Source organism: Allobosea sp. 01N443 (assembly GCF_056399325.1).
The window spans coordinates 26,205-36,827 of record NZ_JBFTRC010000035.1 but is presented as its reverse complement, the minus strand read 5'-3'; the positions used below and the strand labels follow the sequence as shown (position 1 = coordinate 36,827).

Below are 10,623 nucleotides of genomic sequence, written 5' to 3'. Positions count from 1 at the left end.
CGACGGCGACGACTTCACCCTCTTGGGGCTTTTCCTTGGCGGTTTCGGGGATGATGATGCCACCCTTGGTCTTCTCTTCGCCATCAAGGCGACGGACCACGACGCGGTCATGCAGCGGACGGAACTTCATGGTTCTGTCTTCCTCTAAGAAGGTAGAAACGGAACGCGCGGCCTGCGTGGAAACGCTGCCGGCATCTGTTAGCAGTCTCGAGGATCGAGTGCTAACGGATGCCGCGGAGATAGGCTCGCCCCCCGGATGAGTCAAGGAAGCTTCTCGGCGGAAAGTGAATCGAAATTGCGGCGCGGCAAGCGGGGCGTCGCAAGACAGGGCATGGCAAGAGGGATGCTGCGCAATCCCATGCGACGCGCTATCCTGTTGGAATGACCGAGCCCGTGCCCGATCCCCGGCTTGACGACATCGCCCGTTCCTGCGTCGCCTTGCACGTTCGAATGACTGCACGCGCCGTCACGCGCGCCTATGACGAGGCGATGCGGCCGAGCGGGCTGAAGATCACCCAGTTCGTCCTGCTCTCGGCGCTCAGCACCGGCGCCTTCCGATCCGTGACCGAGCTGGCCGAGCGTTTTGCGCTGGAACGCACCTCGCTCACCCGCAACCTGCAATTGCTCGCCGCGGAGGCGCTGATCGAACCGCTGGAGTGCAAGGGGAGGGCCCTGGTCTATGCCGTGACCGACAAGGGCCGCGCGGCGATCGAGGCCGCGATCCCTTACTGGCAGGCGGCGCAGGAGCGCATCGAGGGCGGGCTCGGCCGGGAACGATGGAACGAGACCCGCGATGGCCTGCGGGCCTTGCGGCGGGTTGCCCGCGGCGCGACCTGAACGCTGTCTCGGGTGGAAGCAGGCCTTGACCGTGCGCGGCTTCTCAGTAACGTGTATCTGCACGTTAATCGAGGGCTGTCCATGTCGCGAAAGATCGGCGTCGTCTCACGCGAAGTCTTGCTGGCCGAAGACGGTGTGTCCTTCCTGCGTGGCATGATGGAGGGGCGACATCCCGGCGCGCCCTTCGCCGATGCCATGGATTTCGATCTCGCGGAGGTCGAGGAGGGGCGGGTGGTGTTCGTCGGCAAGCCGTCGGCGCGCTACTTCAATCCGCTTGGCACGATCCATGGCGGCTGGACCGCGACGATCCTCGATTCAGCCATGGCCTGTGCGGCGCACGCGACGCTGAAGGCCGGGGAGGGCTACACGACGCTCGAGATGAAGATCAACTATGTCCGCCCGGTGATGCCGGGTGGCGGGATCGTACGGTGCGAAGGCAAGCTGATCCATCGCGGCGGCACGATCGCGACGACCGAAGGCAGGCTCACCGACGAGCGCGGCAAGCTGCTCGCGCATGGCACCGAAACCTGCATGATCTTTCCGGTCGGCGTTGCGGCAGGCCGCTGAAGTGGCGTCGTCCAGCGGTTCGTGACTAGGATACGCGCCGATGCCCCGGGGCGGAGTTGTCCATGCAATTCGCAGCGTTCCAGGATCTCGCGGTCGACGCAGCTTTTCAGTCATTCGCTGAGCCGCTGAGGACGCCGCTGCTCCGGCTGCGTCAGCTTATCCTCGACACAGGCGCCCGGACGACCGGGCTCGGCGGACTCGTCGAAACCCTGAAATGGGGCGAGCCTGCCTATTTCCCTGTGAAACAGCGTGTGGGGACGACCGTAAGGGTCGCTGCGTTGAAGGGATCGAGCAAGCACTACGCGATGTATGTCCATTGCCAGACGACACTGGTCGAGACCTTCGCGCGTCACTACCCCGACACCTTTCGCTTCGAAGGCAGCCGCGCCCTCGTCTACCGGGAGGAGGAGGAGATTCCTGTCGGGCCGCTCGAACACTGCATCGGGCTCGCGCTGACCTACCATCGCTGGCGCTAGGGCTGGGCGCGATAGGCACTCGGACTGGCCCCCATCACCTGCCGGAAGCGGCGATTGAAGGTCGAGAGATCGCCGAAGCCTGCATCGAACGCGATGTTCGCGATCGTCAGGTCGGACCGGCGAAGCATCGTCGCGGCACGGTGCATCCGTGTCCGCAGCAGGAACTGATGCGGCGTCATGCCGATGAGCGTCCGGAAAGTTCGCAGAAAATGATAGCGGCTCATCGCCGCCTCGCGGGCGAGACCGGCGAGCGTCAACGGCTGCTCGCTTTCAGCTTCTATCAGCCGCAATGCTCTGGTGACCCGGCGCGCGTCCTGGGCGCTGGGGGCGACCGCCGCCGGGGGCTCGCCATTCTGCAGGGCTGCGACAGCGCCAGCAAGCCGAACCGCGATCTCCTCGAGCTGGTTTGCATCGCAGCGCGCGGCCTCCGCTACTGCCGCGAGCCGGGACGATGCCAGCGACGGTGGCAGGCAGGCCCGCGCAAATTCGAACCGCTTGGCTGCCGGCACGCCGGCTACGATGTCTTCCAGGTGTTCGGGCTCGAACTGGAAGGCGAGGCAGCGATCGCCGATAGCGTGTTCGTGGCCGCATTCGAAGCACGTGCCTCGATTTCCGAGCAGGATCGCGCCCGGCGCGAGCACGGCGGTTCCGAGTGAAGAGCGATACTGAAAGCTGCCCGCGGTGACGACAGCGATGCAGCAATGCTCATGCCGTTCCTCGAAGGCAGGATCGGACGGGCCCGCCGTGCAGACGATGTCACGCACCCGCCAGCCCGGGCCGGATGCCAGAAGTTGCGACGTCGCGGTCATCTTAATTCAGCAATTTTTCCCAAGCGCAAAGCGGTGAGAGCAGCCTAACTCGGGGCACATTGCACAGCACTGGAGCCTGAACATGGCAGTGGCCATCACCGCTTTGAAGGAGGTACTCCATGCCGGCGGGCCCGCTCCCGATCGGGTCGAGCAGATGGGTCTCTACAGCTGGCTCATCGGGGCATGGGCGATGGATGCCGTGATGCATGCCGATGATGGCACTCGGCACGAAGGCAAGGGTGAGATCTGTTTCGGTTGGGTGCTGGGCGGACGGGCGATCCAGGATGTCTGGATCCTGCCCGGCTTCTTCCACGGCACGACGCTGAGGGTCTACGACCCCGCGCTCGACGCCTGGCATATCCTCTGGAGCGACCCGCTCAAGCAGTATTACACGCGTCAGCTCGGTCGGGCCGAGGGGCCAGATATCGTCCAGCACGGCAAGCTGGAGGACGGCACGGCGATCCGGTGGCGCTTTACCGAGATCACACCGAACGCTTTCCGCTGGCTCGGAGACCTTTCATCCGATGACGGAAAGACCTGGCGCCTGCAGGCCGATTTCCGCGCCCGGCGCCTCGCCACCTGAAGCCCCCTGAGGAGAACCACCATGCTTGACCATGTCTCGATTGGCGTTCGCGAGATCGCTCGCGCAAAGCGCTTCTACGACGCGTCGCTCAGTGCCCTCGGCTACCGCTGCCTGAGCCATGACGACAATTCGCTGGGCTATGGCGGCGATGCGGTCGCATTCTGGATCGGCAGGGCCCAGGCTCCTGTCCCGCCGGATCCGGGCTCGAACCTGCACTTCTGCTTCGCGGCCCCCAGTCGGGCGAGCGTCGACGCCTTTCATGCGGCAGCGATGAAGGCGGGCGGCAAGGACAATGGCGTGCCAGGGCTGCGGGCGGATTACGGGCCGAACTATTACGCGGCCTTCGCAATCGATCCCGACGGCTATCGGATCGAGGCCTATTGTGGGCAGCCGGATGGCTGATGGATCACGGCGCCTGCCAGGGCGCTACCGCCTCCTTCAGTGCGTCGTGGGAAGATTCCGCGCGGACCATTCGCTGCGGGGAACCGCATCGCCGACCAGGAACTCGAAACCGGCAACCTTGCTGCGATCGGGCGTGGTCTCGCATCTGAACCTGAGCCTGTACCATTGCTGCTTGCTGCGGAAGGCGGCGCCGTCGGCCTGCAGCATTCCCGCCGAGAATCTGGTGTCCGCCATGGCGTAGGCGACAACCCTGTCCGGCTGGAACTCTGCTTTCCATGCCTGGATCTGGCTCATCGCTTCGAGGTTGCATAATTGCTCGATGCGCTCTGAGGGATCCAGGTGGGTCAGGGCTTCCCGCGCCTGCCGGCTGCGCGGTTCGGCAAGGACCTTGCCGGATAGCGTTCGTCTTGCTCGGATCATGACGGGCGCCGCAACGACAGGAGGGGTATTGGGCCGGGGCTGCGGAGGAGACTGCGGCGCTGCGGCAGTGATCTCTGGCGGTGCAGGCTTCGGAGCCTCGGGAACGGGCTCCTGCTGCCTTGGTTCGGCCACGGCTTCGGCCTGTTGCTGCGTGACCAACTCGACCTCGATGCTGTCCTCCGGGGCCGGTGTCAACGGCTCGATACTGGGGAGCCAGATCAAAGCCCCCAAAAGACCGACATGCAGACCGAGCGAGCCGATGGCGCCATGGGCTTGCGATCCGTGACGCGGATGTCGGAAGAACCTCATGGATCACAGCGCTGCCGCGATGAAGAACGCACTCAACCGCGGGCCCCTCCGCGTGCTGTTCGGACGGCTGCAGAAGTCGCAATCAATCGGGCGCTTTTGCGGCAGCGGCTCGATTGTCGGACGGGATATCGCATCCGGCGGGATGATCTGATCGTCCGTGTTTGCATTGGCCTTCCCGAAAGCCGAAATCCAGCCTTCGGGCCGATGCTCTAGCGTCTGCTGACCGCAACGGCGCCGGCGACGATCAAGACGGCGCCCGCATAGGTGGTCCAGAGCGGAATTTCGCCGAAGAAGGCAAACCCGAGCAGGCTCGCCCAGACAAGCGCCGTGTACTCGATTGGCGCGAGCCGCGACGCGGCTGCGCGAGCAAAGGCGGAGGTCAGCATGAGATGGCCGGCGACGCCGAGCAGGCCGGCGCTGAGATAGGCAAGCAGGTCCTTGCCGGTCATGGGCACGAAGGCGAGCCAGGCAGGAATGGCGAGGCAGAGCGCCGGCCCGCAATTCTGGAAGGCGACGATGACGGCCGGATGTTCCTTCACGGCGATCCGTCGCAGCAGGATCAGATTGAACGCATAGGACACTGCTGAGAACAGGGCTGCGGCGACGCCGAGCTCCGCTCCGGTGACGCCGCCCTGCAGCCTGGGCCAGACCATGACGAGCATGCCGAGCAGGCCGAAGCCGAGGGCCTGGAGAATGCGCCCGTCGAGCCGTTCCTTGAGCAAAAATCCGCCGAGCAGGGCGACGAAGACCGGCGCGAGGAAGGACAGGGTAAGCGCCTCCGCCAGAGGCAGCACCGAGATGGAATAGAAAAAGCTGCCGGCGGTGAGCACTACGAGCGGCACGCGCACGACATTGCCGATCAGGCTGCTGCGGGTCGGGAAGGCCGGGCGCACCGCCGCAAGCACGATGAGGGCGCAAAGGCCGCCTGCGGCAAAGCGCATGAACAGGGTGACGATGAAGGGATGGTGCTGCATCTGCGCCTTGATCACCGCGTCCATTGCGGTGAGCAGGGCGATGCCGAAGACGGCTCGGAGCGCTGTGCCTGCGGTCATTCCGGTTGGCCGGTGAGGCGCTTGCGGAAATGATACTCCCAGCTGAAGGAGATATCGCCGAGATAGCGCTGCCCCGGCCAGCGGACGAAGCCGAGCTTCTCGTAGAAGCGATGGCCGCGTGCAAAGCGCGCGTCGGACCACAGGATCATCTCTGCATGGTTGCCGGCTTCCGCGAAGCGCAGCGCCTCTGCAAAGAGCACCTGCGCAAGGCCGGCGCCGCGCCAGGCGGGAGAAACGTAGACCTTCGCAAGCTCGGCGGCATTCTGTTCGGGAACTGGAAAGATGCCGAGCGACCCGGCGATCCCGCCATCAGGCGCCTCTGCGATCCAGAGCCGGCCGCCCTTGGCCGCGAAATGGCTCGCCGGCCTCCGCAACTCCGGAAACTCCGACCAGTCGAAATGGCAATCGGGATATTCGGCGAAGCTCGCGGCGATCAGGGCGGCGAGCGGTTCTGAATCATCGTCGCGCGCGGCGCGAAGCGGCGGGAGGCTTGCGGTCATGCCGCAGCGATGCAGGCCAATCCGGATTGGCGCAAGGGGGAGGCGCAACCGCTGCGCGCATGCCGTTCAGCTCAGCAATGCACATGCCGCATCGGCGGTCTGTTTCGGCGCTGCTGCGCCGGTCGCTCGACACCAGCGGAATCCGGAACGCGAATGGCCAGATATTCGACGCGCTTCCGCTTGGAAATGCACGAGCGGACGGTTAGGGCAGTTGTATATCGATGATGTGGTTGCCGTGTGAGTCGCGCGGCAGCTTCGTGCTGGCGCCATGACCGGGATCATATGACTGTTCTCGTGCCCTTCATCATCAATGCCGGGCTGAATTTCGTCCTCGGTCTGCTCATCGCCTATTTTCTCGGGCCCGCGGCTTTTGGACTCTACGCCATTGGCGCGGCCATCGTCGTGCTGGTGAACACCGCGCTGCTCGACTGGCTGAGGGTCTCCGCGATCCGCTTCTACTCCTTGGCGGCGCGCGAGAAGCAGCCGGAGATCCGCGCGACACTGGATATCCTGGCGGCCGGCATCAGCATTGCCCTGTCCGGCCTGCTGATCGCGGCGATCGTGGCAGGCATCGATTTCCGCCTGCCGGCGATGCTGCTTGCGGCTGCCGTGCTCGGCGGCATCGGGGCTGGGCTGTTCGACTATCATGGCGCGATTGCGCGGGCCCGCTTCCTCGACGCCGCCTATGCCAAGCTGATCATCGTCAAGAACGTTCTGGCGCTGATCCTGATGGTTGGCGGAGCCTGGATCACKCATGATCCCGCCATTGTTCTGCTTGGCGGCCTGATCAGCGTGGTGGTGGCGCTGCTTCTCGTCCGGCGGGCGCTGGCCGATGCGCCGCTTTCGCTGTCGGCGGCCGACAAAGCCGTCGCCTGGAGCTTCTTCATCTATTCCCTGCCGCTGATCGGCAGCAATGCGGTCTACTCGCTGATCCCGCTGATCAACCGCTCCCTGCTCGCCGGCGCCCATGGCTTTGCCGAGGCCGGCTATTTCTCCCTGGCCTCGGATATGGGGCTGAAGCTCTTCGGCACGCTCGCCTCGACCCTGGAGATCGTGCTCCTGCGAGAGGTCATTCGCCTCGACGAGACGCGCGGGCGACGGGCGGCACTGCGTCGTATCGCGGAGAACGTCGTCGTGGTCTTGATGGTGGCGCTCCCCGCTGCCGCCGGACTGTGGCTTGTCCTCCCCGCCTTTGAACGGCTTCTGGTTCCGCCGAGCTTTCACGGTCATTTCTCGGCCTATATGTCGATCCTGATCCCCGGGTTCGTGGCTTTGACGATCTCGCAGGCGGCCTTCATCCCGGTCTTTCTTCTGGACAAGCGCACCCGCATCGCGCCCATGGCAACGGGCCTCGGCCTGGCCTGCAATCTGCTGCTGGTGCTCACTCCCCTCGGAGCGGCGGGACCGCAGCGTTACGCCTATGCGCAGGCAAGTGCTTTCATTGTCGCGCTCGGGGTGACTGCGGCTGCGGCACTCCGTTCGCTGCCGATCTGGCCGCCACTGCGAGATTGCGCCTGCGTGCTCCTCGCCGTGCTGTCGATGGTTGCTGCAACCTGGCCGCTGTCCGGCCGTTTCGCGGCCCCCATCGAACTCGTGCTCCAAGTCGGCGTGGGGGCGCTCGTCTATGCGGTTGTCATCCTGGGTTGCGACGTGATGCGGAGCCGCTCCCGGCTTTCCTTGTGGTGGGTCATGCGCAAAAGCCGCGCGGCCCGATGAGATGGCAAGGTTTGCCCGATAGCCCGGCGCCTGCCGAAGAGCTCTGCACGGTCACCCGAAACGCTTCGTTCACTCTCTCTCTAGGCGGGTTGCTAAGGTTAATTCGCTGAAGTCACGCGATTGCTGGCGGAAACGCTGACGAAGCGGCAGCGATTCACCATTCCTTTGAGGGCGGCTCCCCAGGCTCTTCGCAGCTTGCTGAAGAGAGTTGCGTCATGCGTCCCGTCCTGTTCGTTCCGCTCGCGATCCTGTCCGGGATGTGCGCCACCAACGGCCCCGTCTCCGCGCAGAGCTACGGGCGCCCAGCCGATCCTCTGGTGACCGGCTCTACCGCGCGTGGCAACTACGGTGGCGGCTTCATCGAGATGCTGATGACCGGTCGGGACCCGACGCCCCAGGGCCGGGGCGGGGCGGTCTATAATCGGCCGGGCGGCTACTCCGCCTATGGCCAGCGCGTCGTACCCGGGCAGGGCTATGGCGCCGATCCGTTCGAGCAGGCATCCGAGCCGCGGGCTCCGGGGCGCCGCATGGCCGCGCTCGGTGAGCCCATGCAGATGCAACGGCCGATCGAGCGCGTGCTCGATCCGCGTTTCCAGAAGCAGGAAGTCGCCTATGACGGCCCGCACAAACCGGGCACCATCGTCATCGACACGCCGCGGAAGTTTCTTTTTCTCGTCCAGCCTGGTGGCCGCGCCTTGCGCTATGGCATCGGCGTTGGGCGACCAGGTTTCGAATGGGCTGGCATGAAGGCTGTGACGCGCAAGGCGGAATGGCCGAGCTGGACGCCGCCGGCCGAGATGCTGAAACGCCGCCCGGATCTGCCGCGCTTCATGTCCGGCGGGCCCGAGAATCCGATGGGCGCGCGCGCGCTCTATCTCGGGTCGTCGCTCTATCGCATCCACGGCACGAACGAGCCGCACACGATCGGTCAAGCCGTTTCCTCGGGCTGCATCCGGATGACCAATGACGATGTGACGGACCTCTATGGCCGGGTGCGGGTCGGCGCAAAGGTGCTGGTGATCTGAGGCGGCTCACCACCTGCGCAGCCGTCACGAGCTTCCGATGAAAATGCCGGTCGCAAGGACCAGCAGGCCACCGAGCACGATCTGGACGATCGCCGATGTGAACGGCGTCTCCATATAGCGCCAGCGGACCCAGGCGATCACGATCAACTCGATCGCCACGATGATGCCGGCGATGGCCGTGGCGGTCCAGAAATCGGGGATGAGGAAGGGCAGGGTATGGCCGAGCCCGCCGACCGTGGTCGCGACGCCGCAGGCAGCACCACGCACCCAGGGATGCCCCCGTCCCGTGATGGTCCCGTCATCCGAGAGAGCTTCGGTGAGGCCCATGCTGATGCCCGCGCCGACCGATGCGGCGAGGCCGACCTGGAAGGCATTCCAGGAATCATGGGTCGCGAAGGCGGCCGCGAATATCGGCGCGAGCGTCGAAACCGTCGATCAATCCGGCAAGCCCTGGCTGAACGATCTGCAGCACGAACAGGCGATGACGGGTCTGGTCTTCCTCGGCGGTCGCATCCGAGGTCAGGATGGTTTCGCCGAGGCGCTGCGCCAGGCTTTGATGCGATTTCTCGGCTTCGGAAAGGTCAGCCAGCAGTTTGCGCGTCTCGACGTCATGCGCCCGTTGCGCTGCACGAGCGTAGAAGCCCGAGGCTTCCTCTTCCATCAGCGCCGCTTGCGTCCGGGCGGTGTCGAGTCGCAGCCCGTCCATCAGCCAGACCGGGTTGCGCTTCAGGAACCCCTTCACATCCTGGCGGGTGATGTAGGGCAGTTCCTTGCCGAAGCGCCGCTCATAGAGCGAAAGCAGGCTGTGGCGATGACTTTGCTCTTCCGCCGCCATCTCGTCGAAGACCTCGGCGGAATGCGGGTAGATCGGCCGAAGGCGATTGGCGAGGGAAAGGTAGATTCGGGAATCCTCTTCCTCATTGGCGATCGCGAGCGCGAGGATCTCGGCCTCGTCCAGATCGTCGATGCGTTTCATGATCACCTCTTAGATTAGAATTATTCTAATCTAAGAGGTGCGCGCCGGGTTGGGAAGGCCCCCAACGAAAACGGCCCGCCGGAGGGCGAGCCGTTGTTGGTACGGGTGGACGCAGCCGGAATCAGGCCCAGTCGCCGCCATCATCGATGGGGTCGTCGTCCTGGCCGGGTTCATAGGGCTCGTCGTAGCTGGCCTGATCGTAGGTTGCCTGGTCGGAAGCACCCTGATCATAGGCCGCCTGCTGGTTKTCGGCGGTGCCGGCATCCTTTTCAGCCGTATCGGCCGGTTTGCTGGCGTCGGCCGCCTTGCTGGCATCTGCCGTCTCCGCGGCTTTTGCCTCGCCGCCCTTGCCGCCGCCAAAGGCGTTGGTCAGGACATTGCCGAGCATCATGCCGCCAGCGACGCCGGCTGCCGTCGTCAGCGCTGAGGCCATGAAGCCACCGCCACGTCCGGGCGCCTGGGCCTGCTGGTTCGCCCAGGGGCCCGCCTGCTGCTGGCCTTGCGGGCCGCCGAAAGCCTGACCGGGGGCTGGCTGCTGCTGCGGTTGCTGACCGGTCCAGGCGGCCGATGGGGCCTGCCCTGCCGGGCGCGCCGGGAAGGCCGGCACGGAACCGCTGCGTGCCGGGGCGTCAGCTGGCCGAGATGCGCCGCCGAAGATGCCCGACAGGAAGCCGCCGGCCTGCGCCGGAGCCTCGCTCGGTCGGCTCTGCAGGTCACGAACCTGCGCCTGCAGTTCCTCGACCTGGGCCTGAAGGTTGGTCAGCGCCTGTTCCTGAACGTAGACGGCCTGCGCCATGGCATAGGGCGCATAGGGCTGCTCGCGCAGGCGCTCCGCGATGTAGCGTTMAGCCTCGGGGTCGCGGGGCTGGTTGGCCGCCTGTCTCAGGCGATCGAAAATCCCGGCGATCACGTCGCGTTCTTGCGGCGTCATCGTCATCTCCTCTCGTTTGG

12 protein-coding genes and 2 pseudogenes are annotated in these 10,623 nt (G+C 65.4%); 7 read left to right on the top strand and 7 right to left on the bottom strand.

Annotated elements, in window-relative coordinates; translation table 11 throughout:
- Positions 1 to 130, bottom strand: a pseudogene (locus tag AC1DRP_RS11970) (co-chaperone GroES); the annotation flags it as partial.
- Between the two features lie 320 nt (positions 131 to 450).
- On the opposite strand from AC1DRP_RS11970, the gene AC1DRP_RS11965 reads away from it, so the two are divergent.
- From AC1DRP_RS11965 to AC1DRP_RS11955, 3 genes are all read left to right on the top strand, one after another.
- Positions 451 to 837, top strand: a complete 387-nt coding sequence (locus tag AC1DRP_RS11965) for a MarR family winged helix-turn-helix transcriptional regulator (RefSeq protein ID WP_176733255.1) — start codon at positions 451 to 453, stop codon at positions 835 to 837.
- 81 nt (positions 838 to 918) lie between these two features.
- Positions 919 to 1,404, top strand: coding sequence for a PaaI family thioesterase (locus AC1DRP_RS11960; RefSeq protein WP_441489049.1), 486 nt, complete (start codon positions 919 to 921; stop codon positions 1,402 to 1,404).
- 62 nt (positions 1,405 to 1,466) lie between these two features.
- A complete protein-coding gene (locus tag AC1DRP_RS11955) occupies positions 1,467 to 1,880 on the top strand; it encodes a DUF1801 domain-containing protein (protein ID WP_476768579.1) in 414 nt (137 codons plus the stop codon).
- On the opposite strand, the gene AC1DRP_RS11950 is transcribed toward AC1DRP_RS11955, so the two are convergent.
- Positions 1,877 to 2,689, bottom strand: a complete 813-nt coding sequence (locus AC1DRP_RS11950; RefSeq protein ID WP_441489051.1) for a helix-turn-helix transcriptional regulator — start codon at positions 2,687 to 2,689, stop codon at positions 1,877 to 1,879. The genes AC1DRP_RS11955 and AC1DRP_RS11950 overlap by 4 nt on opposite strands.
- 82 nt (positions 2,690 to 2,771) lie before the next feature.
- Here AC1DRP_RS11950 and AC1DRP_RS11945 point away from each other — a divergent pair, with 82 nt between their 5' ends.
- Together AC1DRP_RS11945 and AC1DRP_RS11940 are read left to right on the top strand one after the other, a co-directional pair.
- A complete protein-coding gene (locus AC1DRP_RS11945; RefSeq protein ID WP_441508629.1) occupies positions 2,772 to 3,272 on the top strand; it encodes a hypothetical protein in 501 nt (166 codons plus the stop codon).
- Positions 3,273 to 3,293: 21 nt separating this feature from the next.
- Positions 3,294 to 3,674 carry a VOC family protein gene (locus tag AC1DRP_RS11940; RefSeq protein ID WP_441489053.1) on the top strand — a complete coding sequence of 127 codons (381 nt, stop codon included), beginning with the start codon at positions 3,294 to 3,296 and terminating at the stop codon, positions 3,672 to 3,674.
- Positions 3,675 to 3,710: 36 nt separating this feature from the next.
- On the opposite strand, the gene AC1DRP_RS11935 is transcribed toward AC1DRP_RS11940, so the two are convergent.
- The 3 genes from AC1DRP_RS11935 to AC1DRP_RS11925 all read right to left on the bottom strand — a co-directional run bounded on the left by AC1DRP_RS11935 (position 3,711) and on the right by AC1DRP_RS11925 (position 5,955).
- Entirely contained in the window at positions 3,711 to 4,403 is a 693-nt protein-coding gene (locus AC1DRP_RS11935) for a DUF930 domain-containing protein (RefSeq protein WP_441508628.1), read from the bottom strand.
- A 209-nt stretch (positions 4,404 to 4,612) separates the two neighbouring features.
- A complete protein-coding gene (locus tag AC1DRP_RS11930) occupies positions 4,613 to 5,455 on the bottom strand; it encodes a DMT family transporter (RefSeq protein WP_441508627.1) in 843 nt (280 codons plus the stop codon).
- Positions 5,452 to 5,955: a GNAT family N-acetyltransferase gene (locus AC1DRP_RS11925; RefSeq protein WP_441489056.1), complete on the bottom strand. Its 504-nt coding sequence runs from the start codon at positions 5,953 to 5,955 to the stop codon at positions 5,452 to 5,454. The genes AC1DRP_RS11930 and AC1DRP_RS11925 overlap by 4 nt, the downstream gene beginning before the upstream one ends.
- A 282-nt stretch (positions 5,956 to 6,237) precedes the next feature.
- On the opposite strand from AC1DRP_RS11925, the gene AC1DRP_RS11920 reads away from it, so the two are divergent.
- Together AC1DRP_RS11920 and AC1DRP_RS11915 are read left to right on the top strand one after the other, a co-directional pair.
- Positions 6,238 to 7,671: a lipopolysaccharide biosynthesis protein gene (locus tag AC1DRP_RS11920; RefSeq protein ID WP_441508626.1), complete on the top strand. Its 1,434-nt coding sequence runs from the start codon at positions 6,238 to 6,240 to the stop codon at positions 7,669 to 7,671.
- Positions 7,672 to 7,886: 215 nt separating this feature from the next.
- On the top strand, positions 7,887 to 8,696 hold the full coding sequence (locus AC1DRP_RS11915; RefSeq protein ID WP_441489058.1) for a L,D-transpeptidase: 810 nt from the start codon (positions 7,887 to 7,889) through the stop codon (positions 8,694 to 8,696).
- A 24-nt stretch (positions 8,697 to 8,720) separates the two neighbouring features.
- Here AC1DRP_RS11915 and mbfA read toward each other — a convergent pair.
- A pseudogene (gene mbfA, locus AC1DRP_RS11910) lies at positions 8,721 to 9,672 on the bottom strand (iron exporter MbfA).
- Between the two features lie 121 nt (positions 9,673 to 9,793).
- Positions 9,794 to 10,603, bottom strand: coding sequence for a DUF2076 domain-containing protein (locus tag AC1DRP_RS11905; RefSeq protein ID WP_476768578.1), 810 nt, complete (start codon positions 10,601 to 10,603; stop codon positions 9,794 to 9,796).
- Positions 10,604 to 10,623 lie beyond the last annotated feature (20 nt).

Coding starts and splice junctions, on each gene's coding strand:
- AC1DRP_RS11940 (WP_441489053.1), top strand. CDS start 3,294: ATGCTTGACCATGTCTCGATTGGCGTTCGCGAGATCGCTCGCGCAAAG.
- AC1DRP_RS11965 (WP_176733255.1), top strand. CDS start 451: ATGACTGCACGCGCCGTCACGCGCGCCTATGACGAGGCGATGCGGCCG.
- AC1DRP_RS11935 (WP_441508628.1), bottom strand. CDS start 4,403: ATGAGGTTCTTCCGACATCCGCGTCACGGATCGCAAGCCCATGGCGCC.
- AC1DRP_RS11955 (WP_476768579.1), top strand. CDS start 1,467: ATGCAATTCGCAGCGTTCCAGGATCTCGCGGTCGACGCAGCTTTTCAG.
- AC1DRP_RS11960 (WP_441489049.1), top strand. CDS start 919: ATGTCGCGAAAGATCGGCGTCGTCTCACGCGAAGTCTTGCTGGCCGAA.
- AC1DRP_RS11945 (WP_441508629.1), top strand. CDS start 2,772: ATGGCAGTGGCCATCACCGCTTTGAAGGAGGTACTCCATGCCGGCGGG.
- AC1DRP_RS11950 (WP_441489051.1), bottom strand. CDS start 2,689: ATGACCGCGACGTCGCAACTTCTGGCATCCGGCCCGGGCTGGCGGGTG.
- AC1DRP_RS11925 (WP_441489056.1), bottom strand. CDS start 5,955: ATGACCGCAAGCCTCCCGCCGCTTCGCGCCGCGCGCGACGATGATTCA.
- AC1DRP_RS11915 (WP_441489058.1), top strand. CDS start 7,887: ATGCGTCCCGTCCTGTTCGTTCCGCTCGCGATCCTGTCCGGGATGTGC.
- AC1DRP_RS11930 (WP_441508627.1), bottom strand. CDS start 5,455: ATGACCGCAGGCACAGCGCTCCGAGCCGTCTTCGGCATCGCCCTGCTC.